The sequence below is a fragment of the Pseudomonas sp. Pmew2 genome, assembly GCF_058129885.1.
Window position 1 is genome coordinate 1,947,368 of record NZ_CM176702.1, and the last position, 25,219, is coordinate 1,972,586.

Sequence of the window (25,219 nt, forward strand, 5' to 3'; positions counted from 1 at the left end):
ATGCAAAAGCCCGGGCAAAACAGCCACGGGCTCAGTCTGGACTCACTATGGAGGCACCGTGAAGGCATTGCAAGGCGTTGAAGGACATGTGGAATGGGTCGAGGAGCCGAGTCCGGCCCTTGATGTGGGGCAGGTACGTATCAAAGTGGCTGCGGCAGGTTTGAATCGAGCCGATCTGTTACAGCGCGAGGGCAATTATCCGCCGCCGCCCGGGGTCACTCAAACGCTCGGTCTGGAGTGCTCGGGTGTGATCGCCGAAGTGGGTCCGGGCACGTCCTGGGTGGTCGGAGACCGCGTCTGCGCGCTGTTGGCGGGCGGGGCGATGGCTGAAGAAGTGGTGGTCGACGGGCGACATGTACTGCCAGTTCCAGAAGGGCTGTCGCTGCATGAGGCCGCCGCCATCCCTGAGGTGTATGCCACCGCGTGGCTCAATCTGTTTCAGCTGGCAGGCCTCAAGCCGGGTGAAAAGGTGTTGTTGCACGCAGGCGCAAGTGGGGTTGGTTCAGCCGGTATTCAGCTTTGCAAAGCGTTCGGCAACCCGGTCTGGGTCAGTGTCGGTTCGACCGAGCGTCTGGCCTATTGCGTCGAACTGGGAGCACAGGGGGGCGTAGTACGTAGCGAAAGTCTTGAAGGCCTGAACGATTTTGCACCGTTCAACGTCATTCTCGACCCGGTGGGCGCAAGCTACGCCGAACTCAACGTCAAACTGTTGGCTCTGGACGGTCGCTGGGTGCTGATCGGTATCATGAGCGGGCGCGAGGCGCAGGTGGATCTGGCGCACGTGCTGGGCAAACGTATCCAGTTGATGGGTTCGACCTTGCGCAGTCGCGATGACACATTCAAGGCCGACCTGCTCAGCGACCTGGGCCAGCACGTCTGGCCGCTGTTCACTGAAGGCCGCCTCAAGCCGCAACTGGCGAAATCCTTTGCGATCAAGGATGCCGACGCTGCGTTCGAAGAGCTGGCGACCAACACGGTGTCCGGCAAGATCGTGCTGGTCATCGACGAAAGCCTGGTCTGACCCGTCGGTGCCTCTGGACTCAGCTCCAGTCGTGCACCGGCCAGCCTGCTTTCTGCGCGTGTTCCAGTAACACGGCATCGGGGTTGACCACATTGGGGTGGTCAACCTTGAGCAGCAGCGGCAGGTCATTGCGTGAATCCGAGTAGAAGCTCGCCCCCTCAAGGTTTTCCCCTTCGGCGTCCAGCCACTCCATCAGGCGCGTGATCTTGCCTTCCCGATAGGTCAGCACGCCGACCGTGGCACCGCTGTACACGCCATGTTGCACGTCCAGTTCGATACCCAGCACTTCGTCGATCCCGAGGCGTTCTGCGATGGGTTTTACCAAGTGCACACCTGACGCCGAGATCACCAGAATCCGGTCGCCTTTGGCGCGATGCTGAGCAATACATTTGCAGGCGTCGCTGTAGATGATCGGCTCGATGACGTCCTCAACCCACGGGCCGACCAGATGATCGATTTCTTCAGGCGTACGGCCAGCCATGGGTTCAAGGCTGAACGCCATGTAGTCTTCCATTGCCAGCTCACCTGCGCTGTAGGCGGCCATCAGTTCGTCGTTGCGCTGCATGAACGAGGTTGAGTCGACCCAGCCCAGGCGACCCATCTGCTCGCTCCAGAGCGTGGCACAGTCGCCGCCGATCAGGGTCTCGTCCAGGTCGAAAATTGCCAGGGGCATGTGCGTTTCTCCTAAAAGTCTGTTGAATCAGCTGTCAGCTTCACGCTTGGCGTCTTGATCGGCAAGCGTGTGGCGTTATCCGTGCAGAACAAAATCAGTTCAGAGCACGGTTAGTTCAGAGCACAGAGCGCCGACGGTTCGATGTTCAGTGTTACACGCCTTCCATCCGGGTGCAGGTCGTCGGCGCTGCGGTTCAGTACGTCGACCACCAGTTCCACGCCGCGGGCCTGTATCCGGTAGCGGATGACGTTGCCGAGCAGACTGTGACTGCGTACTTCGCCTTCCAGTTCGCCGGTCAGGCTCAATTGGATCGATTCAGGGCGAATCGCAATACGGCTGGTGATCGGGCGTTGCATCAGGCGCGTGGCGTCTTCGGCTTCCAGCAGGTTGTAGTTGCCGATGAAGCCCGCAGCGAACACGTCAACCGGAGCGGTGTAAAGGGTTTCTGCGTCACCACTCTGCACGATCCGGCCTTCGTTCATCAGGAAGATGCGGTCGGACATGGTGAGCGCCTCCTCCTGATCGTGGGTCACGAAGATCGTGGTAAGGCCCAGCTCGCGCTGAATGGCGCGGATCTGCTCACGCAGGTTTTTGCGAATTCGCGCATCCAGTGCCGACAGCGGCTCATCAAGCAACAGCAGGCGTGGGCGAGTGACCAGCGAGCGCGCCAGAGCCACGCGCTGGCATTGCCCGCCGGATAACTGATGCGGATAACGCGTGGCAAAGTCGTGCAGCTCGACCATACGCAGAATATCGGCAACGCGCTTTTCGCTGTCGGCCGCACTGACTTTCTGAATTCGCAGGCCAAACGCGACGTTTTGCTCGACGGTCATGTTGGGAAACAGCGCGTAGCTCTGGAACACCATGCCGATGTTGCGTTTTTGTGGTGTGAGCGGCACCAGGTCAGTGCCATCAAGCAGGATGCGCCCGCTATTGACTGGCGTCAGCCCGGCAATGCAGCGCAATAACGTGGACTTGCCACAGCCGGACGGGCCGAGCAAGGTGACAAACTCGCCTTTCGTGATACTGCAGTTGATGTCGCTGAACACTGACGTGCTGGCATAGCTTTTCTGCAGGTTTTCAATGCTGACAAAACTCATTTCAGTCTTTGTCCTTGTTCAGTCGATTGGCGGCCCAGGTCAGCACCAGCACGAAGAGGAAATAGGAAATCACCAGCGCGCTGTTGAAGTGACCGCTGCTGTTGCGCATGTTGTTCAGGTAGACCTGCAAGGTTTCATAGCGGGTGCCGACCAGCAGGTTGGCGAACACGAATTCGCCAAACAGGAACGAGAACGACAGCAGCAGGGCAATCATCAAGCCCTTGCGCAGGTTAGGCAGCACGACCATGAAAGCCGCCTGCCAGGTGCTGGCGCCGAGCAACTGGGCGGCATCCATCAGGTCCGTGAGGTTGATGGCCTGCAGGTTATTGGTGATGGCGCGGTACATGAAAGGCAGGGCAACAGTGAAATAGCAGCCGATCAGAATCCACGGCGTGCCGACCATGGCCATGGGGCCGGAGCCATAGAGTTGCAGCAGGCCGACCGACGAGACCACGGGAGGCACGGCGAACGGCAGCAGGATCAGGATGTTCATCAGCCCGTCGAGGCGCGGGAAGTAGTAATGGACGACAAACAGCAGCGGCAGAATCAGCACCACCGAGAGTATCAACGCGCCGACGCATACCAGTAGTGACTGGCCGAACGCCGCCAGAAAACGCGGATCGCTCCACAGCGCCACGTACCACTTGAAGGTCAGGCCACTGGGCAGAATGGTCGCCGACCAACTGGTGGAAATCGAGTACAGAAAGGTCCCGGCCAGCGGTAATAACAGGATCAGGAACAGCAGGTAAACCACGGTTTTGTGGTAAATGCCCGCAGGCCGTCGTTCAGCGCGCGACATGGTAGCTCCTCTTCAACAGCCACTGATGGACGACTGTGACCAGAGTCATGAGGCCGACCAGAATCATCGCCAGAGCGCTGGCCATGTTCGGGTCCAGAGTGATATCGCCTGCCACCATCGCGGCAATGCGGATCGGCAGCACGTTGAAATTGCCGGTGGTCAGGGCGTACACCGTGGCATACGCGCCCAGCGCGTTGGCCAGCAGAATCACGAACGTACCGAGCAGCGCAGGGGTCAGGACCGGCAGGCCGATATAGCGCCAGAATTGATAACTGCTGGCACCCAATAGCGCCGCCGACTCGTTCCAGTCCTCGCTCACCGCGTCAAATGCCGGGTAGAGCAGCAGCACGCCAAGCGGGATCTGGAAGTAGGTGTAGAGGATGATCAACCCGGTCTTGGAGTACAGGTTGAAGTCATCAATGATCCCGGTTTGCTTGAGGATCAGGGTCAATGCGCCGTTGAAACCCAGCAGAATGATGAATGCGAACGCCAATGGAACGCCGGCAAAGTTGCTGGTCATGTTGGCGAACGAATTGACGAAATCGCGCAGCCGCGAGTCTACCTTGCGCAGCGAATAGGCACCCAGCACAGAGATGATGATGCCGAACAGGCTCGACCAGAAGCTGATCTCCAGGCTGTACTGGATCGCCTGCCGATAGAACTTCGAGCTGAACGCTTTGGTGAAGTTTTCCCAGCCCCAACCGGCGTCGCTTTGCAGGCTGTGAATCGCCACCCAGAGCAGCGGCGCAATCTGAAACACAATGAAGAACACGGCAAAGGGCACCAGGCACAACAGCCCCAGCCACTTGCCTCGGGAAAATCGGGTCAATTGAGCATCTCCCGGCAGACCGGTTTGTCGTGATGTATGCCGAGCAATTCGCAGATGGTGCCGCACAGGTCGGTCTGGCGTGGCGCTGCATCATTCAGGCTGAACGCATCACCCAGCACGAACAGCGGCACTTCGCGTTCCTCCGGCAGCAGGCCATTGTGCGAGCGGTCGTTGTTCATGCCGTGGTCGGCGGTCACCAGCACTTGATAACCCGCGTCCAGCCAGCGTTGCAGGTAGTCAGCCAGAATGATGTCGGCATTGCGGGCGGTGTTGCGATATTGCGCAGTGTCGAGGCCGTGCTTGTGCCCGGCGTCGTCGATGTTCATGGGGTGAATCAGCAGAAAGTTCGGTGCATGTTTCAGGCGCAGGCTTTCAGCGTCGGCGAACAGGTGCGAGTCCGGGTAGTGATCGGCCCAGTAGAACAGCCCGTGCTGAATGGGTAGTTCCGTTGCCTCGGTATGACGATCGCGTGCCGTGTCGAACGGCGTGCGGTTATACAGCTCGCTGAACCAGTGATAGGCCGCCGCTGCGGTGGTCAGGCCGGCGTCACGAGCGTAGTGAAAGACGCTGCGCTGGTTAGACAGGCGTGAAACGTTGTTATGCACGATGCCGCTGTCGATAGGCGCGACCCCGGTCAATATGCATTCGTACAGGGGGCGGGAGAGGGCGGGTAGCTCGCATTCCAGCTTGTAGAGCGCGGCACGGCCAGCATCATGCCAGGCTTGAAGATGGCCCATTGCGTGGCGCGCCACGTCGTAGTTGAGGCCATCGAGCACGATCAGGATGACGTTGTGTTTCATGGGCGACTCGCTTTAAAAGAACGGGCGAGTCTGGCTCGCCCGATGTACACGACTTCATCCCTGAGCCGCAGGAGAGAATCAGTTCATCTCAATGATGACCTGCTCGTTCCACTTCTGAGGCAGCGCTTTGGAGGTTTTTTTCCAGGCATCCGCGTCCTTGATCGGCTTGGCATTGAGGTATTGCTCATGCGGCAGCAACTGGGCTTTCACGTCGTCTGGCAGCTTGATGTGTTCAACGCGAATCGGACGCGCATTGCCTTTGGCCAGGTTGATCTGACCGGCATCGCTGAAGGTGTATTCACGCGCCAGTTTGGCGGCGTTCGGGTGCTTGGCGTATTTGTTGATGATGGTGGTGTAGCCGGAAACCACCGAGCCGTCCGACGGGATCAGCACCACGTAGTCATCCGGTTTGGCCATCTTGGCTTTGTAGTTGAGACCGTTGAAGTCCCAGACCACGCCGACTTCGATTTCGCCTTTTTCGATGGTTTGAATGGTCGGGTTGGCCAGTGACAGGCGTTTCTGCTTGGCCAGGTCGGTGAACAGTGCCAGGCCTGGCTCGATGTTGCTTTCGTCGCCTTTCATGGCAATGGCTGCGGCCAGTACACCATTGGTTGCTTGCGCAGCAGTGCTTACATCACCAATGGAAACCTTGTATTTACCGGTTTTCAGGTCGGCCCAGCTTTTCGGTATTTCAGAGCCGTGCAACAGGTTCTTGTTGACGATAAAGGCGATGGTGCCGGTATAGGCCAGCGCCCAATGGCCGTCCTTGTCCTTGGCCCAGTCCGGAATCTGCTCCCAAGTGGTTGGCTTGTAAGGCTGGGTCACGCCTTTGGCGACGGCTATAGGGCCGAACGCGGCACCCACGTCGCCGATGTCACCGCTGGCGTTGTCTTTCTCCGCATCGAATTTGGCGATCTCCTGGGCCGAACTCATGTCGGTGTCCATGTGCTTGAGGCCGTATTTGGTTTCCAGGTCTTTCCAGATGCCACCCCAGTTAGCCCAGTCATCCGGCATGCCGAGACTATTGACCGCACCTTCAGCCTTGGCCGCAGCCTCCAGCGTTTTAAGGTCTGTGTCCGCAGCCATGACCAGCGAACTCATTGCCATGGCTGAACCGAGGAGTGATGCCAACAAAAGATGTTTCATTCGGAGCTCCTAGTGCACTTCTTGCAAGAAGTGTTCGTTTCGGATTGTTTGGTCTAGATCAGCAATACCTGAGCCAAGTTAGGCTTTTTGCATGACATTTTCGTGTCGTGTTCAGTGCCAGAAGCTGTTTTTAACGTGGTTCGGCAGTGCCTGGCGCTAAGCGTAGACCATGGGATCGTGCTTGCTTTTCAACGGCTAAAGGCCTTTTTTCGGAGCAGTTGGCATGTATCGTGTTTTGTCATGTCACAGAATGGTCATGTGCCCGGCCTAGGCTTGAAGCAATGGAGTTAATGGCGTCGGTTGCACTGATGTGTGCCCCGCAATAGAGCTGGTCTAGTCCAGACGGATACCGGAATGCGCGAAGATGTGCCACGGGCGGTAACAACGATTTGCAGTGCTCTGCAGGAGCAGATCGAACATGGCTTGTTGCCGCATGGCAGCAAGCTGCCTGCGGAACGCAAGCTTAGCGAGGTGTTTGCTACCACCCGTATCACGTTGCGTGAGGCCCTCGTGCAACTGGAGGCGCAAGGGATTATTTACCGTGAAGAGCGTCGCGGCTGGTTCATTTCCCCGCCACGACTGGCGTATGACTTGATTCGGCGCAGCCATTTTCACGCAATGGTCTGCGCGCAGGGAAGAGTGGCTCACACTCAGCTGCTGTCGGCACGTCTGCAACCGGCTTCGGCGATGATCTGCGAAATGCTCGAACTGCCTGCGCTGTCGAGCGTGATCCAGATCTGCCGCGCCCGGCGTATCGATCAGCGGCTGGTGCTCTATGTCGAGCATTACCTGAGGCCGGAATTATTCCCCGGCATCCTCGATCACGACCTGAACGAGTCACTCACCGAGCTTTATGCCCGCTGTTATGACCTGCATTACGGACAAGTACGTTTCGATATGGTCCCCACGGCACTGCATGCCGACGCTGCAGCCGCCTTGAAGGTTTCCCTGGGCAGCCCCGGCCTGCGTATTGCAAGAATAAACTATGACCAGCGTGATCGACTGATTGATTGCGATCTTGAATACTGGCGTCATGATGCTATTCATGTGCGCGCCAATGTGCGTGGCAAGTTGTAGTTGAGTGCGGCTCTTCAAAAACTCCGGGCATGCGGCAAGTTTCAGTAAATTAATATCGGTGTATTCAGCGCGTTGTTAGTTGCGGGTGCCAGCCAGTAAGACGTGACCTTCCTCTTCATTGAAAACCTTGGCTGTGCGGGGCGCTCAGGTCGAGTACATGCGCGCAGACGTCCGGCTTATTTAAAAATTTAATCAGAAAATAACTTTAAGCTGCAAAGGGGTGAGCGTAATTTAAAAAGTTTTTGAGGTGAAAAAGTTAAGGTTTTTTTATTCCGGTTGTCGAAAATAAATAGTAAAAATCCGTATTGATTAATATTTATTATTTGGGTGTGATACGTTTTTAGAGCGTCATTGCGCGTGGTCGGTAAGTGGATTACCTGGCGCAGTTTCGTGTGTGGGATGTGAAGGTTGATATCGTAGCTGGCCGTTAACGTGTGAATTGATGAGTGCGGCTACTTTCATTTAAAGGATCTATGAGGGCGCTGTAATGAATCTCGAAAAAGCGTTGGTATTACGGACATGTGCAAATAACATGGCCGATCACTGTGGTTTGGTGTGGCCTGTCTCAGGGACCGTTGAGTGCAGGCACTGGCAACCCACAAAAGCACATGAAAATTGACTGGCAGGTTTATTGTGGGGTGTTGGAACCAGCGCCTTTTTGAGTGTTCATGCCGATGCGCGATGGGTTGTCTGTGAAGTGGCCGTTGCCGACCTCATTGCGTTGTCCGAGAGCGGAATGGTGAAATTCCAGCGGGCGCAAGTCGTTCATGTCGGTGACAAAAGCAGTGCTGCACATTACCTCTTGATGCACCGGGCCAGTTACTCATCGACAAGTCCCCCTGCGGCTGTCGAGGTTCGTCCGGCCAGTGGCGAGCTTGTTGTCAGTCATGAAGTATTTGACGTGGCATCAGTGAGTGCCGCTGTCGGCGCGGAGGGTAATCTTCCCGCCGTCACCACGCAGACGCTGCAGACAGCGACCTACGGCAGCACGTTGATTGGTGACAGCCACAGCCAGCTTGTCGCGGGTTACGGCAGCACCGAAACGGCGGGAAGCCATAGTGATCTGACCGCTGGGTACGGCAGCACCGGCACGGCAGGCTCCGACAGCTCGCTGACTGCAGGTTATGGCAGTACGCAAACTTCCGGGAGTGACAGCTCGCTCAGGGCTGGTTATGGCAGTACCCAGACTGCACAGGAAGGCAGCAACCTGACGGCTGGGTACGGCAGCACCGGCACGGCAGGCGCGGATAGCTCATTGATCGCCGGATATGGCAGCACCCAGACATCAGGAAGTGACAGCGCACTGACGGCAGGCTACGGCAGTACGCAGACTGCGCAGGAGGGCAGCAACCTGACCGCCGGATACGGCAGTACGCAAACGTCAGGAGGGGACAGCGCACTGACGGCAGGCTACGGCAGTACGCAGACTGCGCAGGAGGGCAGCAACCTGACCGCTGGATACGGTAGCACCGGCACAGCAGGCTCTGACAGTTCTCTGATTGCCGGTTACGGCAGCACGCAAACGGCCGGCGCTGACAGTAACCTGACAGCAGGCTATGGAAGCACGGGCACCGCGGGTCATGAGAGCTTCATCATTGCGGGCTATGGAAGTACGCAGACAGCAGGCCACAAAAGTATTCTGACCGCTGGCTACGGAAGCACTCAGACTGCCAGGGACGGTAGCGACCTGATCGCGGGCTATGGCAGTACTGGAACAGCAGGTTCGGGCAGTTCGCTGATCGCAGGGTATGGCAGCACCCAGACCGCGAGTTACAGAAGCATGCTGACCGCCGGTTATGGGAGTAATCAGACGGCCAGAGAGTACAGTGACCTGGTCGCAGGTTATGGCAGCACTTCAACGGCAGGCTCAAACAGTTCGCTTATCGCCGGATATGGAAGCACCCAAACGGCGAGTTTCAAAAGCATATTGACTGCCGGTTATGGGAGTACCCAGACGGCACAGGAACGCAGTGACCTGGTCACAGGTTACGGAAGCACGTCGACTGCGGGTTACGCAAGCTCCCTGATTGCTGGCTATGGCAGTACGCAGACGGCAGGCTACGAGAGCACGTTGACCGCCGGTTACGGCAGTACGCAAACCGCACAGGACAGCAGCTCGCTGACCACTGGTTACGGAAGTACTTCCACTGCGGGCTATGCAAGTTCGCTGATTGCGGGTTACGGCAGTACGCAGACGGCAGGTTACGAGAGCACATTGACTGCGGGTTATGGCAGTACGCAAACGGCGCAGGAACGCAGTGACCTGGTTACAGGCTACGGAAGCACTTCCACCGCAGGTTATGCAAGTTCGCTGATCGCGGGTTACGGCAGCACGCAGACGGCAGGTTACGAGAGCACGTTGACAGCCGGTTATGGCAGTACGCAAACCGCGCAGGAAAAAAGCTTGCTCACCACCGGCTACGGAAGTACCTCTACCGCCGGCTATGAGAGTTCGCTGATCGCGGGCTATGGCAGTACGCAGACGGCAGGCTATAAAAGTACGCTCACGGCAGGTTATGGCAGTACCCAGACTGCCGAGCATGGAAGTTCACTGACGGCGGGGTATGGCAGTACGGCAACAGCCGGGCAGGACAGCTCATTGATCGCCGGTTATGGCAGTTCCCTGACCAGCGGAATCCGAAGTTTTCTGACGGCAGGCTATGGCAGTACGTTGATCGCCGGACTTCGCAGTGTGTTGATTGCCGGTTATGGCAGCAGTCTCACATCGGGCATTCGCAGCACATTGACTGCGGGCTACGGCAGTAACCAGATTGCAAGTTATGGCAGCTCGTTGATTGCGGGCCATGAAAGTATTCAGGTGGCCGGACACAAAAGCATGCTTATCGCCGGCAAGGGCAGTTCGCAGACCGCAGGTTTTCGCAGCACGCTGATAGCCGGTGCAGGCAGCGTACAGCTGGCAGGTGACCGCAGCAGACTTATCGCCGGTGCAGACAGTAATCAGACGGCGGGAGACCGCAGTAAACTACTGGCCGGTAACAACAGTTACCTCACCGCTGGAGACAGAAGCAAGTTGACCGGCGGACATGACTGCACGTTGATGGCGGGAGACCAAAGCAGACTGACCGCTGGAAAGAACAGTGTGTTGACAGCAGGCGCTCGCAGCAAACTTATTGGCAGTGAAGGTTCCACGTTATCGGCAGGAGAAGACTCCACGCTTGTTTTCAGGCTCTGGGACGGTAAGCGGTACAGACAATTGGTGGCCAGGACGGGAGAGAACGGTGTCGAAGCCGACATTCCGTATTACGTGAACGACGATGACGATATCGTCAATAAAACCGACGAGGACGATACCTGAGTCACGTAACCGGGTTATTCGTACTGAATCATCGACAGGGTACGTCGATGCGGTTCGGGACATGATGTCCCTTTATAAACGAATCAACGGTGTACGGCACAAAGGTGCCAGGGGTAAAACCGATAAAACCTGCGTTGTTTTTTATGTGTAAGCCGCGAAACTTTATTTTTTCAATCAGGGTATTCGACCGGGCGTCAGAACTGTTACGCGGGAGCAGCACGCCGCCCCCACGAGAATCAATCATTGCAGGCGTTATGGCAGCTCGTGGCTGGCATAGAACGCGCTCAATACTTTGACCAGATGCGCCAGATCATGACTGCCAGCCAGCTCGCGAATCGAATGCATGGCGAACGTCGGCAGGCCGATGTCTACCGTGCGAATCCCCAAATGGCTGGCGGTGATTGGCCCGATAGTCGAGCCGCAGGCCATGTCGCTGCGCACCACGAAACTCTGCACCGGTACTTCTTCAGCCATGCACAGATGGCGGAAGAAACCGGCTGTTTCACTGTTTGTGGCGTAGCGCTGGTTACTGTTGACCTTGATCACCGGCCCGGCGTTGAGCTTGGGACCATGATTGGCGTCATGTTTTTCGGCGTAGTTGGGGTGTATGCCGTGAGCGTTGTCGGCCGATATCAGCAGCGATTTCTGAATGGTTCGTACGTAGTCTTCGCTGCTCGGCAGCAGGCGCTGGACGATCTGCTCAAGCATTGCGCCGTCTGCGCCACAGGTCGACGACGAACCGACTTCTTCATGATCGGTGCATACCAGCAGAGCGGTTTCGTCACTTTCGCTGTTCAGCAGCGCTTGCATCCCGGCATAACACGACAGCAGGTTGTCCAGGCGTGCGCCTGCCAGGAAGTCCCCATTGAGGCCGACAACGGCGGCACTCTGTGTGTCATAGAAGCTCAGCTCGTAATCGAGCACCACGTCTGCATTCAGCCCGTGTTCGCGGGCCAGTTGATCAGTCAGAAGTGCACGGAAGTCCGCGCGTTCGTCGCCAGCCACTTGTGCGAGGATTGGCGGCAGTTCGTTTTGCGCATTGATCGCCCAACCTTCATTGGCAGTGCGGTTCAAGTGTATGGCCAGATTGGGAATCACGGCAATCGGCAGCTTGAAGTCGATTAACTGACTTTCAACCTTGCCATCGCGGCGGAAGGTGACGCGACCTGCCAGCGACAGATCACGGTCAAACCACGGTGCCAGCAGCGCGCCGCCGTAGACTTCGACGCCCAGTTGCCAGAAGCCCTGGCGTTGCAGTTCCGGTTGCGGTTTGACCCGCAGGCACGGGCTGTCCGTGTGTGCGCCAACCATGCGAATCCCGCCGGTGAGTGGCGACTGACGGCCCATGCGGAAGGCGACGATAGAGGAGTCATTACGGGTGACGAAGTAACGACCTCCAGTTTCTATTGCCCAGGTATCACGTTCATCCAGCCGCTGAAAACCCGCAGCTTCGAAGTGTTGCACGAGGGTGGCGGTGGCGTGGAACGGGGTGGGAGAAGCCTTCAGAAAATCGATGAGGCCGTTGTTCAACTCTGCGCGCATAAATAGCTCCAGACAGCAATGGCGCGAGTTTACCCCATTGGCTCAGTCGTTGCCGCTGCCACAGAAACGCTTTTCGACCGCGAAGGGCCTGACGAAGTTGAGCCGGAAACCGGAGCCAAGGGCCTTGCTCGCTTTGGTCCCTCAAAGTGAGTCGCCGAGAGGCAAAAAGGTAACTTGAGCCGAACGCCAATCCACCTGAAGTCGCAGAACCGCTGTGTGACGCGAAGCGTAACGAACTGCATGCCTACGCGGAGCGCAGGCACGATAGTCTAAGCTGACGCACAGCGCCGAGAGTAAAAGCGCTTTTCAACCGCGGTGGCACTGACGACGCAGAGTGCGACGTTAGTGACGGCTGAGTCCTGGCGCTGATCCGGGGGTAGCCTGGCAGGACGCCAGGCTAGCCGCACCGGGCCATGGATGGCCCGTTGCGGCGACCCCCGGATCAGTGACAGGGCGAAGGAACCCGACGAAGTCGGGCCGGAAACAGGAGCGGGGGGCTTTGGTTACTTTGGCCCCATCAAAGTAACTCGCCGAGGGGCGAAAAGGTGACCTGAGTCGACCCTAAATCCACCTGAAGTCGCAGAACCGCTGTGTGACGCGGAGCGTCACGAACGGCATTGCCACGCGGAGCGTGGGAACGATAGTCAGAGCAGCTGTATGACGCGGAGCATCTGCACGATAGCCAGCGTGTCATTCAGATCAGAAAGGCGCGGGGCACTCGAAGGTCAACCGCTCGCCGGTGCCCGGATGGGTAAAGCTCAACATGCTGGCATGCAGGCACAGGCGCGGGTACGCCGCCAGCGCTTCGGGGTGGGCATACAGACCATCGCCCAACAGCGGATGACCGATCGACAGCATGTGCACCCGCAGTTGGTGCGAGCGGCCGGTAATAGGGGTAAGTTCGACCCGACAGTAGGTGTCGTGACGTTCGACGACTTTCCAGAATGTCAGCGCGTGTTTGCCACCCTGGTGATCCACCACATGCCGGGGCTTGGTAGGCGGGTCGTAGCGTAGCGGCAGGTCGATACTGCCGCTGTCCAGCGACGGCTGGCCCCAGCACAGTGCGGTGTAGGCTTTTTCGGTTTCGCGATCATGAAACTGCCGCGACAGCTCGCGGTGCGTGTCGGGATCGCGGGCCAGCAGGATGATGCCCGACGTTTCCCAGTCCAGACGATGGACGATGCGGGCTTCGGGGAAGCCGTTTTCCTGCAGGCGGGTAATCAGGCAATCCTTGTTGTCATCGGCGCGGCCGGGGACGGAAAGCAGCAGGGTAGGCTTATCGATTACCAGAACGGCTGCGTCCTGATAAATGATGCGGATGTTCGACAACGGCATGCAACGGCCTCGAAACGCTAGAAACGCCAACGGCGGTAAGGGCGCAGCTTCCTGAGAAGTGCGCCGATACCGCCGCAAGCGACTGCCTGATCAGCGATCTGGCAGGGTGATATTGAGTTCCAGAATCGAGCAGCTGCCTTGGCTTTCCAAAGCAACCTGAACTTGATCGGACTCGATATTGACGTATTTACGGATCACTTCCACCAGCTCTTTCTGCAGTGCAGGAAGGTAGTCCGGGGTACTGCGCTGGCCGCGTTCGTGCGCAACGATGATCTGCAGACGCTCTTTCGCTACCGAGGCCGTGCTTTCTTTTTTGCGGTCACGAAAGAAGTCAAAAATATTCATTAATTACCCCCGAACAGACGTTCAAAGAATCCTTTCTTCTGCACATCCAGGAAGCGATGTTCCCGGTCTTTGCCCAGCAGGCGGTCAACGGCATCGCTGTAGGCCTGGCCAGCATCGCTCTGGTCATCGAGGATGACCGGCACGCCCTGGTTGGAGGCTTTCAGGACAGCCTGGGATTCGGGGATCACGCCGAGCAGGGTAACAGCAAGGATTTCCTTGACGTCTTCCACACCAAGCATTTCGCCCTTGCTGACACGCTCAGGGTTGTAGCGAGTCAGCAGCAGGTGTTCCTTGATCGGGTCTTCGCCGCGTTCGGCACGACGTGATTTGCTGGCCAGCAGGCCCAGCATACGGTCGGAGTCACGTACAGAGGATACTTCGGGGTTGGTCACGACGATCGCTTCATCGGCGAAATACATGGCCAGGTGAGCACCGGTCTCGATACCTGCCGGCGAATCGCAGACGATGTATTCGAACGATTCCTTCAGCTCCATGAGGACTTTTTCAACGCCCTCCTTGGTCAGTGCTTCCTTGTCACGGGTCTGGCTGGCAGCCAGCACGTACAGGCCTTCGATCTTCTTGTCCTTGATCAGCGCCTGTTGCAGGTTGGCTTCGCCATTGACCACGTTGACGAAGTCATACACGACCCGACGCTCGCAACCCATGATCAGGTCGAGGTTACGCAGGCCGACGTCGAAGTCGACGATGACTGTCTTGTGACCACGCAATGCGAGACCGGTACCGATAGCGGCGCTGGTGGTGGTCTTGCCCACACCACCCTTGCCGGATGTAACAACGAGAATCTTGGCCAAGGTGTATCACCCCTAGAGGAAAAGGACATTAAGTCCCTGAAGAGCATCTCCTGGCGCCGCGCCCGTCGAAGCATTGTGTCAATTCTGGGGTCTGATTCCGGAAAGGTAGCGTTAAGCTATTACTTTCAACTCATATACCCGCTGAAAAGCAGTGCTTGTCAGAACTTCCTGCCGCCTTCACGACGGTTTCGCGACGAATCAGAGATACTTTGAAAATTGCGGCAGTATCCGTTAAAGACGAATGATGTTCAACACATCACCTGACAGGCTGACCTGGACCGGCGAGCCCCATAGAGGGTCCCTGCGCAAGTCCTCGGAAACCTTGTATTGCCCGGCAATCGAAATCAGCTCTGCACTCAACTGCTGACAGAAGATTCGTGCTTTCGTGTCGCCTTTTATTCCCGCCAGTGCCCTGCCGCGCATTGGGCCGTACACATGGATGTTTCCATCGGCCAGAAGTTCCGCACCGGGACTGACCGGCGCAACCACAACCAGATCGCCGCCCTGGGCATAAATCTGCTGACCGCCGCGCACCGGAGCGGTTATCACGCGGGTCGGCTTGATGAGCGGTTCGGGTGGTTTTTCCGGGATCTTTTTCGGCGCTTCGACTTCAATCGGGTCGATTACGCGCTCACGTGCGCCGGACGGCGGCAGCACCGGAAGATCAACGGCAATGGCTGCAGCGATGTCTTCGATGCGGTTGGCACGGATCGCCAGGGTGCGCAGACCGTGCTGGCGACAGATACGCACCAGCCCGGGGAGATCCACCGGGCCTTCGTTCGGCGCGAGTTTGTCCAGAGCCAGGATCAACGGCGTATTGCTGAAGAAGTTGGGGGCTTGTGCCACTTTCGCCGCCAGTTGCCTGTCGAGCGCTTCAAGGTTGGTCCGGGCCAGCTCCATCACAGTGATGGCGAGCATGCTGCCCTTGAGCTGAAATACAGGTTCCGGGTTTTGCGATTCAATCTGGCTCATGGTTGATATACACAACAGCTTGTCGCTAAAAGTGCCGAGACTTATAGCGAGAACGCCCGCGAGCCGCAAGCAGGTAGAACCGTTGTAGAATGCGCGGCCTTTGTTCTGACGGAAGCCCAAATGGATCGCCCGCGCTTTAAAGCCAGTTTCCTTCACCCCCGTTTCTGGCCGTTGTGGCTGGGGCTGGGGCTTTTATGGCTGGTTGTCCAGTTGCCGTTTCGCGCCCTGCTGGCCATCGGTCGGGCATTGGGTGCGGTCATGTACCGAGTGGCCACTGATCGAAAAAATATCGCGTCACGCAATCTTGAGCTGTGTTTTCCTCATTTGTCCGCCGCCGAGCGCAAGCGTCTGCTCAAGGAAAACTTCGCCTCCACCGGGATCGCCTTCTTCGAGATGGCCATGAGCTGGTGGTGGTCGAAAAAACGTCTGGCCAGACTTGCCCATATCGAAGGGCTCGAGCACCTGCAGAATGCTCAGGAGAAAGGCGAGGGCGTGATTCTGATGGCGCTGCACTTCACCACGCTGGAGATCGGTGCGGCACTGCTGGGCCAGCAACACACCATCGACGGCATGTACCGCGAACACAAGAGCCCACTGTTCGATTTCGTCCAGCGTCGCGGACGCGAGCGGCACAACCTTGATTCGCTGGCTGTCGAGCGCGATGACGTGCGCGGCATGCTCAAGTTGCTGCGTGCCGGCCGGGCCATCTGGTATGCACCGGATCAGGACTATGGCGCTAAACAGAGCATCTTTGTGCCGCTGTTCGGCATTCAGGCCGCGACCGTGACCGCTACCAGCAAATTTGCGCGTCTGGGCCGTGCTCAAGTGGTGCCGTTCACTCAGCAGCGTCTGGCTGACGGCAGCGGTTACAGGCTGGTGATTCACCCACCGCTGCAGGATTTTCCGGGTGAAAGCGACGAAGCCGATTGCTTGCGTATCAATCAATGGGTAGAAAGTGCTATCACTGAATGCCCGGAACAGTATCTTTGGGCGCATCGGCGCTTCAAGAGTCGACCGGCTGGCGAACCGAAGCTATATAACAAACGTAGATAAAAAAGCGTCGTTGACCATCGAGGCCAGTTGTAGATGCCAGATACCGCAGTAGTGACCCAGGCTGTAACCGAAGTCGAGCCCGTGACCGGGCTTATTTTGTCAGGTGGCGGTGCGCGTGCTGCGTATCAGGTTGGCGTACTTGCAGGCATTGCCGACTTGCTGCCGCCCGGTTCTCCCAATCCCTTTCCGGTCATTGTCGGTACGTCAGCCGGGGCAATCAACGCGGTGAAACTGGCCAGCGGCGCGCTGCACTTTCGCATTGCCATTCACCAGTTGACCGAGTTCTGGCAGTCGTTCCGCAGCCATCAGGTGCTGCGCAGCGACTGGTCTGGTGTGATTCATCAGGCCAGCCGTTTTTTTGGCCGCAGCCTGATGGGCTTCGGGCGAAATATCCCGGTTGCCTTACTCAACAGCTCGCCTCTGCGTGAACTGCTCAATGAGCGGCTGGACCTGTCCGGGATCGAGGCCGCCATCGATGCCCATCACCTGCGCGCCGTGGCGGTAACAGCCTTTGGCTATGAATCAGGGCAGGCAGTCACGTTCTATCAGGGCCGCGGCACCATCGAGCCCTGGCTGCGTCATCGACGTATCGGCCGCCCGACTCAACTGACCGTGGATCACCTGCTTGCCAGTTCAGCCATTCCCTTGCTGTTCGCCCCCGTAATGCTGGATCAGGAATACTTTGGTGACGGCGCCGTGCGTCAGTCGGCACCGATCAGTCCGGCACTGCACCTGGGTGCCAATCGTGTTCTGGTCGTAGGCGTGAGTGGCAATCCGCGCGGGCTGAAAACCGAAAGGCCGGCACCGCGTGCGCCAATCGGTATACAGCCAAGTCTGGCGCAGATCAGCGGCCACATGCTCAACAGCACCTTCATCGATAATCTGGAAAGCGATATCGAGTTGCTGGAGCGCTTGAACATGGCCAGCGCGTTGCTGCCTTGCGATCAGATCAGGCAGCCGGGTATGGAGCCGGTGGAAGTGCTGGTGATTTCCCCAAGCCGCCCGCTGGACGAAATCGCTGCCCGGCACCGCCGTGAACTTCCGCCTGCATTGCGCACGTTCCTGCGCGGGCCGGGCGCGACCAAAAGCAGTGGCGCCAGTGTCCTGAGCTATCTGTTGTTCGAATCGGGTTATTGCAGCGAACTGATCGAATTGGGCCGACACGATGCGATTGCCCAAGGTGCGGAATTGAAAAGGTTCCTGCGCCTCACATGACGCCTCCACGGCAGGAGCGAATCCTGCCGTGGGACGCGCTTCTACCTCAGTCGCCGAACCTGCAGGTTGCCACAAGGCGGGCCGCTCAATTGCTCTCCGGTTTCGAGGCTGAACACCGAGAAGTGCAGGGGACAGGTAATGGATCGGCGTTTCTCGTTGACCACTCCATGCTCCAGCCACCCCTCACGATGCGGGCAACTACTCGGTACCAGGTATTGCTCCTGGCCGATATGCACGGTGAACGTGTCGGGACGACGAAACTCAGCAGGCTCGTTCAAGGTTGGCCTCCTTGTTGAAGTGCTTGACTCGACGAGCTTTCTCTACGGCCAGGTCGAATGCCAGATTGGTGATCTCGCGCCCCATGCAGATGCCTCGCCAGGCTTTCACCGGGTCCAGATCACCGCTGACGTCCATGGCCTTGAGCAGGCGCTGCCCCTCGATGGCATGGAAAACGTCGATATGAACGTGTTCGGAGTAGTAGGTATGAGCCTGGATCTGCAATCGCTCGCAGAGCTTGGTGTAACACTCGAAAAAGAACGGCACCACGGTCTCGAAGTAGGTAATGACCCCGGCAAACCATGATGGATCATCCGCGCGCATGGCCAGCCAGCAGAACATGTTGGGAAAGGTGAAACCGGCACTGGAGTTGGCCTCCACATAGAATTGCAGGTCCAGCGGCATGTCCAGTTCGCGCAGCAGGTCCTGATACAGCGTGGTATGCGAGCGCTTGAGGTTTCCCGAGCCAAACTCGTCGATCATCATGCGCAGCATGGGCATTTGCGCGGGCAGGCTGAGCCTGGGCATCAGATGATAGAAAACCTGCGCTTCGGTCAGACCATCCAGCGCAAACTCCTGAACCAGAATCCGGAACTCGTCGAGCGTCATGTCGCTGCCGACATACTGCGCGCTGGGCGGCACTTCGCTGCTCTCCAGCTCGACCAGTTCGGCCAGCATCCTGCGCAGACCAGCAAGATCACCAGGAACATCCGCGGTCATGCTGCGTTCGATGGCGTCGTCGATCCAGCGCTGCTCGAATGTCAGAAGCTCCTGTGGGATAGGTACGAGTTTTTCGATAAGTGCACGATTGGCCAGAAACAGTTGCTTTTGCATGTTTTCCATTAAGCAGCCTCCTCGGTCATAACCCGGTCGCTATCGATCACGCCACGGGCTTTAAGCTCGCGCTTGACCTGGGCGTACCAGTCGGACGCACTCAGCAGATACCGTTCATTGAGCGTCGCGATTTCCTGACTGAGCGCTGGCTGTTGGCGGGCAGCCGCTTGCCGACAGAGCCGCGGTTCCAGGTTGGCGAGGGACACCACATTGCCGTCTGACTCCAGTTCGCCAGCCAGCTGCATTTCCCAACCGATAAAGTAGTCGACGCCCTGTTGCCGAATGGCATCCACCTGATCCTGCGAGCGAGACATGGATGGCGAGTCCTTGAGGCCAATCACCCTGGGTAACTGCGCGATGGCCTCGAGGGGGGTGAAGGTCTTCTCGTTGCCTGACAGGGCGGCCTCGTTGTACATGAAGATATCCAGACGGGTCGCGTCATGAATGGTCTGGTAATGATCGATGATCACCTGCTGACTGATACCGGGTGTAAACGGCGAGGTGAACATCACCGCTTGCGCGCCGGCATCCTGAGCCATCAGGGCAAAGTCCAGTACCTCCTGCGTCGAACTGCGCTCAATCCCGGCGATGACCAGCTTGTCGCCCGCATGGCGTAGGGTCAGCTCCAGCATCTTTAGCCATTGCTGGCGCGACAGCCGCCAGCCTTCTCCGGAGGTCAGGCATGGAATGTAGCCGTCGACGTGGGCTGCGAGGCTGCTCAAAAGACGTTCAAGACTGGTTTCGCAGACCTGCGCCTGTTCGTTCAGGGGCGTTACCAGCGGCACCAGAATGGTTTTACCAGACATGTTCAAAGTCCTCGTTGCGGATCACCATGGCACTCGACTGGTCATAGAGACGTTGCAACATCTCCGGGAACGCAGGCTGTCTGACTTGGCTTTCGAACGGCTGCAGGAAAGGCTGCAGGACGTGCAGGCGCAGCAGCTCTGGATCATGGGTATAAAACGGGATTTCCTGCTCCAGTACCTGCGCCGCCAGCAGTTTCTTTTCGACGGGCAGGCCTTTGAGCAGTGTGTCCGTCGCGGCGCGCTGGAGTATGTGTTCGCTACAACCCTGGCGCTGGATGGCCATGTCAGTGTGCAGTACATCCATGAACGGGTAGTACACGTCCTGCAAGGCGCGGCTTTTCTTCCAGATAATGGCGTCGCAAATGCCTATCTGGGCGAAACTCATCTGCACGCTGCTTTCATAGAACCGGGAAAACAAACCCAGGGATTTTTCACGCACGCCGGGATCGGCGTGGTGCATGCCCATGAACACTGTTGCGTCGATCATTGGCAGGTCGAAGTCAGACATGGAAGTTCTCCAGGGCCCTTGCGATGACCTGAACGGCGGCCGCAAATTCTTCCGGCTTGCGTGCCAGCGCCAGACGTATGTAACGCTGGCCTTTTTCGGGCTGGCTCCAGTAGAAATATTTGCCCGGCAGTACGTACACGTCCCATTGCAACAGATAAGCCTGCAACTCATCGGCGTTAATGCCAGTGGGCAGAATCTCGAACCACGCCACGCTGGTGTCGATCATCGGCTCCACATACTTCAAAACCCTGCCTTCAAGACTCGCCCGGGCCATGCGGCGGTTGACGTCCAGCACCGAGCGCACGGAGTTGAAGTCATCGTCGTTGCTGTCCTCGATGTAGCGGGTAACCACATTGAGGATGAATGGCGAGACGTTCAAAAGGACGCTGGTGACGATGCTATAGATATCGGCGTTGATGTCCTGGCTGGCCATGAGGGTGGCGCATTTGGTGTCTTGTAGCGGCCAGGTCTTGCCAGTGTCTTCCATGACCAGGTATTGCGTGCCGATATCGTCGAGAATCGCGTAGGCGTCCACGCGTTCCCGACCGGCCGCCTTGAAGAACGAGGCGAAACAGAAATCGAGTATCAGCAGTTTGTTGTAATCGCGGCAGTATCTGGCCACTTCGACGAACGTATCCGGTCCGCCGGCAAACAGGCTGGAACCGGTCGGGTTATTGGGGTCGACCAGAAAGATCGCATCCAGCCCGATGGCCGCTTTCTGCAAGTTTGCGTACACCTCGGTCGATGAGGTGAACAGGCTTTCATCGAGTGCCGACATAGGCACTTCCATGTGTTTCAAGAGATCGTGCAGGTTGTCGAAGCAAGGCTCGATCAGCCCGACACTCATGTTCTGTTTGCGCAGGTAGGTCGCGGTAATGTGCATGGCGATGGACGCTGCGTAGACGAGATAGATTTCGTCGTGGCGTTTCAGCGCATGGTGCTGACCATGGAAGGTGAAAAAGGCATGAATGAAGGCCTGCTCACTCTGGTATTGGGTCTGGTTCTGCGCCTGATACCACAGCTCGGGCAGGCTGGCGACGATCATGCGCTGAGTGTCGCTCTGATCCTGATGAGTGTGTGCATCGGCCAGGTTGAAACGGGTTTTCAGGGCAGAGATTTCGTGTTGGGTAATATCGTCCAGAACTGGAACCGCGTTCAAGGTGTCGATACCGGCATATAGACTGTTCATACCATTATCCCTATGGAGTCATTATTGTTTGGGGTGCAGCCGTCCTGGATATCCAGAGCGCCGAAGCAGATTTCCTTATTTTTGGCTGAAATAACACTGTACCTAAGTGCAAATAACAGAAGGTTATATTTCAAGGTATTGACCTGTTCTTAGGTACAGTAGATTTACCCTTTGAAATACGCGATGCTTGACACTGGTTGTGCGAAGTGGAGTTTATAATGTCGAGCGGGTTTGAGTTTCAGTTAGCCAGTTACACGACGATGCCCGTTACGTTGCTGGAAACACTGTATTCCATGCGCAAGAAGATTTTTTCAGATCGTCTTGAATGGAAAGTTCGTGTGAGTCACGCATTTGAATTTGATGAATACGACAATGCCACTACCACTTACCTTGTCGGAAGCTGGAAGGGGGTTCCGCTGGCCGGGCTAAGGCTGATCAACACCTGTGATCCCTACATGCTGGAAGGCCCATTCCGCAGTTTTTTTGACTGCGCTGCGCCCAAAAATGCCGCCATGGCGGAGTCGAGCAGGTTCTTTGTCGACACGGCTCGGGCACGCTCGTTGGGTATTCTGCACGCACCACTGACCGAAATGCTGCTGTTCTCCATGCACAACCATGCTGCGTTGTCCGATTTGCAATCGATCATCACGGTGGTCAGCAAGGCAATGGCGCGGATCGTGCGCAAGTCTGGATGGGAGCACCATGTGCTGTCGACCGGTGAAGCATCGCCAGGCGAGACAGTGCTGTTGCTCGAGATGCCGGTGACGGCCGACAACCATCAGCGGCTGCTCGAGAATATTGCCTTCAGACAGCCTGTCACGGATGACCTGCTGCGTTGGCCGATAGCGCTTGGCGTATCAGGCTCCGCACCGCAAGCCTGCATGCATAGCGCTGCCTGAATCAGACCATGCCCATGTTGATGGCTTTGTAGACCGCCTGCTTGGCAGTGCGCACTTCGAGCTTGCTGGAGACATTGGACATGTGAAACTTCACAGTGCGTTCCGAGATGGAAAATATTTCAGCGATTTCGCTGTACGACTTGCCCATCGCCATCCATTTCAACACACCTGTCTCGCGGGTGGACAACTTGCACTGGGCGGGCTGCGGAAAGAGTTCATGGGGCGCTCGGGTCTTGATCAACCGGTCATGGAAGCGGATGAGGCTCATCTGGATATCGGCGGCTTTTTCGCGGATTCGCTGATCGAAATCGTTCTGCTGCCGGGCATTGCAAAGACTCAGTGCGGCAAAAAGCCCACTGGCATCGTGCAGGGTGAAAGTGGCCCCCGAGGAGAGCTGATATTTGGCTGACCGCTTCAGGAAATCGTCGGTTTCGACGCCCTGAACAGCATTGCGGGCCTCTCTCCAGAAGAATGGCGTAATGCTATGCCAGGCATGTTTGATGATGGGGTCAATGAGGTGATAGTTTGAGGCTACATAAGATTTCAGCCAGGAGTCGGGGTAATTGGACGAAATGACGGGTTTGACATTACGCGTCTTGGGCGTGGAAAAGTAGGCATAAGTGAAATCGCCAATGTGGTGCAGATCGTTTTCAAAGTCTTCGATCAGTTGACGGAGAGGGGCAGGGGCCCCGTTTATCTTCAACGGTGGGCAGTCAAGTTGGGCTTTCACGGTACGAACCTCCATGTAATACCTTGTTTATTGTTTTGTTCTCGGCCTGGCTGTACTCATTATCCGCATGTGTAATTTAAGTAGTACATGAAAACATGGACTACCTGTGTCTTTTGATTTTGAACACCGGTCAAGGCTGTAAAAAAGTGCGCTCGTCGAAGCATTTGCATACGAGCGCACGCGTGTTTGGGCGTTGGGCCCTGCACTGCGATCACGCACACCGGATGGGATTTTGTTGCGATTGCAATCATATTCTTCGTTCCATTAAGGTGCAAGGACGCTTGTCCGACAGCAAGGAGTAGTGATGAACAGCGCAAATGGCCACCAGTTGGCGCCGCAAACCCGGGTTGCAGCGCTGGCTTGCATGGAAAAGATTCAAGCGGCTGCGGGGCTTGCGCTGCGCGGGTGCTGTTCACCCCTGTTTGCGATGGCCGACATCGTCGAGCGTCTGACCCGAGACCCGTCTACCTCGCGGCGTATATCCGTGGTGCGAGCCAGCAAGCACATGGCCTGCGAACAGGAGGGCGTGCTCGCCAGCGCCTGGCCTTTGCGATTTGCTGCACAGGCCGGCAAGGTCGAATTGCCTCTGATCTACATGATCAGCAGCGAAACCTCGGCCGAACTGAGCGCGCTGGCATCGGAGTCATCCCAACGTGGAATTTTCTGCAACGACATCGAGACGTTGCCATCTCGCTGGCCCAAGGGCGCTCATCCGTGGCTGCCGTTGTGGCTCCTTTCAAACAGCAAGTGTCAGCCTTACGACCCTGCGGATGCTGCGGAGGCGCGGGCGATCACGCTGCACGCTTTGCACAGTCTGTATGTTGAAGGCCGGGCCGGTTTTTATTACATGGCGTTGCATGACGAATCCAATGATCAGGTCAGCGCGTTGAGCGAGACGCAGGCTGCGGCGGCTGTGCAAGGTATGTATCGGGTTGGCGATGTCGTTTCCGGCAACGACGGCCGTCGCGTGCGCCTGTTGGGTGCGGGCCTGGCCCTGCGGTCAGTACGTCAGGCGGCCAGCCTGCTCAAGGAGCACTGGAATGTCGATTGCGAAGTCTGGAGCTGCCCCAGCTATACCCGACTGGCGCGCGATGCCGGCTCGGGCCGACGCTGGAATCGTTTCCATCCCTTGAAGACCCCTCGGTCCTGGCACTTGCGTGATTGCCTCGGCGAAGGGCACGACGCCGTGGTGGCGGTCACCGGTTATCCGCAGGCCGTGGCCGAGCAACTGCGTGAACATGTCCCCGGACGGTTTGTTGCCTTGGGAGCCGATTCCGCTGCGCCGCAAGGTAAGCCTGCAATCAGCCCCGAGTGGATTGTCGTTCAGGCCCTGACCGCGCTTGCGGAGGGCGGGCAACTGAGCTACGAGCCGCTGAAACTCGCCCTGCAACGCTATCGGCTGGTCTGATGTCAGCTTTTACTGCCACTTTGTCGGGCTGCCAGTGCGGCACGCTCCAGCGCATCAGCAAACACGCGGCGCTGCGGGGCGTCGAATTGCGCCAGAAACAGCTCGTCGACCGCCGTTTCGTAGATCTGCCACATCTGTTTGCGCAGTGTCCGGCCCTTGTCGGTGATCGCTGCCACCGCGCCCCGGCCGTCGCTGTCGGATCTGTGGCGTTCCACCAGCCCTTCGCTTTCAAGGCGGTCGATGAGGCGGGTCAGGTTGTAGCGTTCGATGGCCATGACATCGGCCAGCTCATGCATGCGGCGCATGCCCTGAGGCCCGCTTTCCACACCCCAGAGCGCGTCATACCAAGCGTATGGGGGCAGTTCGGCCGCCGCCAGACGTCGTTCGATTTCGCGAATAAGACAGCGGTGCGCCCTGACGAATCTGAACCACATATCCGGTTCGGCTGACGACATGAATCACCTTTGTCTGAAATTCTTGAGGGTTGCAATAGTAACCGAGCACGGGATAAATTCCGGCATGTGGTTGCAATTG

The 25,219-nt window shown here is 57.5% G+C and carries 25 protein-coding genes; 7 read left to right on the forward strand and 18 right to left on the reverse strand.

Annotated elements, in window-relative coordinates:
- Positions 1-58: 58 nt before the first annotated feature.
- Positions 59-1,021: an NAD(P)H-quinone oxidoreductase gene (locus AC4ANK_RS09010; RefSeq protein WP_002552641.1), complete on the forward strand. Its 963-nt coding sequence runs from the start codon at positions 59-61 to the stop codon at positions 1,019-1,021.
- Between the two features lie 19 nt (positions 1,022-1,040).
- Here the strand turns inward: AC4ANK_RS09010 and AC4ANK_RS09015 are convergent, their stop codons facing one another.
- From AC4ANK_RS09015 to AC4ANK_RS09040, 6 genes are all read right to left on the reverse strand, one after another.
- Positions 1,041-1,694 (reverse strand): HAD family hydrolase, encoded by a 654-nt coding sequence (locus tag AC4ANK_RS09015; protein WP_002552642.1) that lies wholly within the window; start codon positions 1,692-1,694, stop codon positions 1,041-1,043.
- Between the two features lie 110 nt (positions 1,695-1,804).
- Complete coding sequence (locus tag AC4ANK_RS09020) at positions 1,805-2,794, reverse strand: ABC transporter ATP-binding protein (RefSeq protein WP_002552643.1); 990 nt, start codon at positions 2,792-2,794, stop codon at positions 1,805-1,807.
- Between the two features lies 1 nt (position 2,795).
- Positions 2,796-3,593 (reverse strand): ABC transporter permease, encoded by a 798-nt coding sequence (locus AC4ANK_RS09025; RefSeq protein ID WP_002552644.1) that lies wholly within the window; start codon positions 3,591-3,593, stop codon positions 2,796-2,798.
- Positions 3,580-4,422 (reverse strand): ABC transporter permease, encoded by an 843-nt coding sequence (locus AC4ANK_RS09030; protein WP_460383125.1) that lies wholly within the window; start codon positions 4,420-4,422, stop codon positions 3,580-3,582. The genes AC4ANK_RS09025 and AC4ANK_RS09030 overlap by 14 nt, the downstream gene beginning before the upstream one ends.
- Positions 4,419-5,222: an alkaline phosphatase family protein gene (locus AC4ANK_RS09035; protein ID WP_002552646.1), complete on the reverse strand. Its 804-nt coding sequence runs from the start codon at positions 5,220-5,222 to the stop codon at positions 4,419-4,421. Before AC4ANK_RS09035 ends, AC4ANK_RS09030 begins: the two co-directional genes overlap by 4 nt.
- Before the next feature lie 78 nt (positions 5,223-5,300).
- Positions 5,301-6,368, reverse strand: a complete 1,068-nt coding sequence (locus AC4ANK_RS09040; protein WP_460383122.1) for an ABC transporter substrate-binding protein — start codon at positions 6,366-6,368, stop codon at positions 5,301-5,303.
- Between the two features lie 354 nt (positions 6,369-6,722).
- Here AC4ANK_RS09040 and AC4ANK_RS09045 point away from each other — a divergent pair, with 354 nt between their 5' ends.
- Complete coding sequence (locus AC4ANK_RS09045; RefSeq protein WP_002552648.1) at positions 6,723-7,445, forward strand: UTRA domain-containing protein; 723 nt, start codon at positions 6,723-6,725, stop codon at positions 7,443-7,445.
- 658 nt (positions 7,446-8,103) lie between these two features.
- Positions 8,104-10,761, forward strand: coding sequence for a beta strand repeat-containing protein (locus AC4ANK_RS09050; RefSeq protein ID WP_460414685.1), 2,658 nt, complete (start codon positions 8,104-8,106; stop codon positions 10,759-10,761).
- Positions 10,762-11,013: 252 nt separating this feature from the next.
- Here AC4ANK_RS09050 and AC4ANK_RS09055 read toward each other — a convergent pair whose 3' ends face one another.
- From AC4ANK_RS09055 to minC, 5 genes are all read right to left on the reverse strand, one after another.
- Entirely contained in the window at positions 11,014-12,303 is a 1,290-nt protein-coding gene (locus tag AC4ANK_RS09055; RefSeq protein ID WP_002552650.1) for a M18 family aminopeptidase, read from the reverse strand.
- 699 nt (positions 12,304-13,002) lie between these two features.
- A complete protein-coding gene (locus tag AC4ANK_RS09060) occupies positions 13,003-13,638 on the reverse strand; it encodes an RluA family pseudouridine synthase (RefSeq protein WP_002552652.1) in 636 nt (211 codons plus the stop codon).
- Between the two features lie 90 nt (positions 13,639-13,728).
- Positions 13,729-13,983 carry a cell division topological specificity factor MinE gene (gene minE, locus AC4ANK_RS09065; RefSeq protein ID WP_002552653.1) on the reverse strand — a complete coding sequence of 85 codons (255 nt, stop codon included), beginning with the start codon at positions 13,981-13,983 and terminating at the stop codon, positions 13,729-13,731.
- Positions 13,983-14,795, reverse strand: a complete 813-nt coding sequence (gene minD / locus AC4ANK_RS09070; RefSeq protein WP_002552654.1) for a septum site-determining protein MinD — start codon at positions 14,793-14,795, stop codon at positions 13,983-13,985. Before minD ends, minE begins: the two co-directional genes overlap by 1 nt.
- A gap of 231 nt (positions 14,796-15,026) precedes the next feature.
- Positions 15,027-15,767, reverse strand: a complete 741-nt coding sequence (gene minC, locus AC4ANK_RS09075; RefSeq protein WP_002552655.1) for a septum site-determining protein MinC — start codon at positions 15,765-15,767, stop codon at positions 15,027-15,029.
- A 120-nt stretch (positions 15,768-15,887) separates the two neighbouring features.
- Between minC and AC4ANK_RS09080 the strand changes: the two genes are divergently transcribed.
- Both AC4ANK_RS09080 and AC4ANK_RS09085 read left to right on the forward strand, forming a co-directional pair.
- Complete coding sequence (locus AC4ANK_RS09080; protein ID WP_002552656.1) at positions 15,888-16,820, forward strand: lipid A biosynthesis lauroyl acyltransferase; 933 nt, start codon at positions 15,888-15,890, stop codon at positions 16,818-16,820.
- Positions 16,821-16,853: 33 nt separating this feature from the next.
- The gene (locus tag AC4ANK_RS09085; RefSeq protein WP_002552657.1) at positions 16,854-18,035 is read left to right on the forward strand and encodes a patatin-like phospholipase family protein; all 1,182 of its coding nucleotides are present in this window, start codon (positions 16,854-16,856) and stop codon (positions 18,033-18,035) included.
- 41 nt (positions 18,036-18,076) lie between these two features.
- Here AC4ANK_RS09085 and AC4ANK_RS09090 read toward each other — a convergent pair whose 3' ends face one another.
- The 5 genes from AC4ANK_RS09090 to AC4ANK_RS09110 are packed head-to-tail and all read right to left on the reverse strand — an operon-like array spanning position 18,077 to position 21,648.
- Complete coding sequence (locus tag AC4ANK_RS09090) at positions 18,077-18,313, reverse strand: Rieske (2Fe-2S) protein (RefSeq protein WP_002552658.1); 237 nt, start codon at positions 18,311-18,313, stop codon at positions 18,077-18,079.
- The gene (locus tag AC4ANK_RS09095; RefSeq protein ID WP_002552659.1) at positions 18,297-19,154 is read right to left on the reverse strand and encodes an iron-containing redox enzyme family protein; all 858 of its coding nucleotides are present in this window, start codon (positions 19,152-19,154) and stop codon (positions 18,297-18,299) included. Before AC4ANK_RS09095 ends, AC4ANK_RS09090 begins: the two co-directional genes overlap by 17 nt.
- Positions 19,154-19,951 (reverse strand): dihydrodipicolinate synthase family protein, encoded by a 798-nt coding sequence (locus AC4ANK_RS09100; protein WP_460383118.1) that lies wholly within the window; start codon positions 19,949-19,951, stop codon positions 19,154-19,156. Before AC4ANK_RS09100 ends, AC4ANK_RS09095 begins: the two co-directional genes overlap by 1 nt.
- Positions 19,941-20,459 carry a DUF6190 family protein gene (locus AC4ANK_RS09105; protein WP_002552661.1) on the reverse strand — a complete coding sequence of 173 codons (519 nt, stop codon included), beginning with the start codon at positions 20,457-20,459 and terminating at the stop codon, positions 19,941-19,943. Before AC4ANK_RS09105 ends, AC4ANK_RS09100 begins: the two co-directional genes overlap by 11 nt.
- A complete protein-coding gene (locus AC4ANK_RS09110; protein WP_002552662.1) occupies positions 20,452-21,648 on the reverse strand; it encodes an aminotransferase class I/II-fold pyridoxal phosphate-dependent enzyme in 1,197 nt (398 codons plus the stop codon). Before AC4ANK_RS09110 ends, AC4ANK_RS09105 begins: the two co-directional genes overlap by 8 nt.
- A gap of 218 nt (positions 21,649-21,866) precedes the next feature.
- Between AC4ANK_RS09110 and AC4ANK_RS09115 the strand changes: the two genes are divergently transcribed.
- Positions 21,867-22,547 (forward strand): acyl-homoserine-lactone synthase, encoded by a 681-nt coding sequence (locus tag AC4ANK_RS09115; RefSeq protein ID WP_002552663.1) that lies wholly within the window; start codon positions 21,867-21,869, stop codon positions 22,545-22,547.
- A 1-nt stretch (position 22,548) separates the two neighbouring features.
- Here AC4ANK_RS09115 and AC4ANK_RS09120 read toward each other — a convergent pair whose 3' ends face one another.
- Positions 22,549-23,292, reverse strand: a complete 744-nt coding sequence (locus AC4ANK_RS09120; RefSeq protein WP_002552664.1) for a helix-turn-helix transcriptional regulator — start codon at positions 23,290-23,292, stop codon at positions 22,549-22,551.
- 289 nt (positions 23,293-23,581) lie between these two features.
- Here AC4ANK_RS09120 and AC4ANK_RS09125 point away from each other — a divergent pair, with 289 nt between their 5' ends.
- On the forward strand, positions 23,582-24,685 hold the full coding sequence (locus AC4ANK_RS09125; protein ID WP_002552665.1) for a transketolase-like TK C-terminal-containing protein: 1,104 nt from the start codon (positions 23,582-23,584) through the stop codon (positions 24,683-24,685).
- Between the two features lie 2 nt (positions 24,686-24,687).
- Here AC4ANK_RS09125 and AC4ANK_RS09130 read toward each other — a convergent pair whose 3' ends face one another.
- Entirely contained in the window at positions 24,688-25,140 is a 453-nt protein-coding gene (locus AC4ANK_RS09130) for a MarR family winged helix-turn-helix transcriptional regulator (RefSeq protein WP_002552666.1), read from the reverse strand.
- Positions 25,141-25,219 lie beyond the last annotated feature (79 nt).

Bases quoted from the DNA above. Each gene is read 5' to 3' on its own strand.
- AC4ANK_RS09055 (WP_002552650.1), bottom strand. From the start codon at position 12,303: ATGCGCGCAGAGTTGAACAACGGCCTCATCGATTTTCTGAAGGCTTCT.
- AC4ANK_RS09110 (WP_002552662.1), bottom strand. From the start codon at position 21,648: ATGAACAGTCTATATGCCGGTATCGACACCTTGAACGCGGTTCCAGTT.
- AC4ANK_RS09080 (WP_002552656.1), top strand. From the start codon at position 15,888: ATGGATCGCCCGCGCTTTAAAGCCAGTTTCCTTCACCCCCGTTTCTGG.
- AC4ANK_RS09025 (WP_002552644.1), bottom strand. From the start codon at position 3,593: ATGTCGCGCGCTGAACGACGGCCTGCGGGCATTTACCACAAAACCGTG.
- minC (WP_002552655.1), bottom strand. From the start codon at position 15,767: ATGAGCCAGATTGAATCGCAAAACCCGGAACCTGTATTTCAGCTCAAG.
- AC4ANK_RS09100 (WP_460383118.1), bottom strand. From the start codon at position 19,951: ATGTCTGGTAAAACCATTCTGGTGCCGCTGGTAACGCCCCTGAACGAA.
- minE (WP_002552653.1), bottom strand. From the start codon at position 13,983: ATGAATATTTTTGACTTCTTTCGTGACCGCAAAAAAGAAAGCACGGCC.
- AC4ANK_RS09105 (WP_002552661.1), bottom strand. From the start codon at position 20,459: ATGTCTGACTTCGACCTGCCAATGATCGACGCAACAGTGTTCATGGGC.
- AC4ANK_RS09095 (WP_002552659.1), bottom strand. From the start codon at position 19,154: ATGGAAAACATGCAAAAGCAACTGTTTCTGGCCAATCGTGCACTTATC.
- AC4ANK_RS09045 (WP_002552648.1), top strand. From the start codon at position 6,723: ATGCGCGAAGATGTGCCACGGGCGGTAACAACGATTTGCAGTGCTCTG.
- AC4ANK_RS09125 (WP_002552665.1), top strand. From the start codon at position 23,582: ATGAACAGCGCAAATGGCCACCAGTTGGCGCCGCAAACCCGGGTTGCA.
- AC4ANK_RS09115 (WP_002552663.1), top strand. From the start codon at position 21,867: ATGTCGAGCGGGTTTGAGTTTCAGTTAGCCAGTTACACGACGATGCCC.
- AC4ANK_RS09060 (WP_002552652.1), bottom strand. From the start codon at position 13,638: ATGCCGTTGTCGAACATCCGCATCATTTATCAGGACGCAGCCGTTCTG.
- AC4ANK_RS09015 (WP_002552642.1), bottom strand. From the start codon at position 1,694: ATGCCCCTGGCAATTTTCGACCTGGACGAGACCCTGATCGGCGGCGAC.
- AC4ANK_RS09085 (WP_002552657.1), top strand. From the start codon at position 16,854: ATGCCAGATACCGCAGTAGTGACCCAGGCTGTAACCGAAGTCGAGCCC.
- AC4ANK_RS09040 (WP_460383122.1), bottom strand. From the start codon at position 6,368: ATGAAACATCTTTTGTTGGCATCACTCCTCGGTTCAGCCATGGCAATG.
- AC4ANK_RS09130 (WP_002552666.1), bottom strand. From the start codon at position 25,140: ATGTCGTCAGCCGAACCGGATATGTGGTTCAGATTCGTCAGGGCGCAC.
- AC4ANK_RS09035 (WP_002552646.1), bottom strand. From the start codon at position 5,222: ATGAAACACAACGTCATCCTGATCGTGCTCGATGGCCTCAACTACGAC.
- AC4ANK_RS09020 (WP_002552643.1), bottom strand. From the start codon at position 2,794: ATGAGTTTTGTCAGCATTGAAAACCTGCAGAAAAGCTATGCCAGCACG.
- AC4ANK_RS09120 (WP_002552664.1), bottom strand. From the start codon at position 23,292: ATGGAGGTTCGTACCGTGAAAGCCCAACTTGACTGCCCACCGTTGAAG.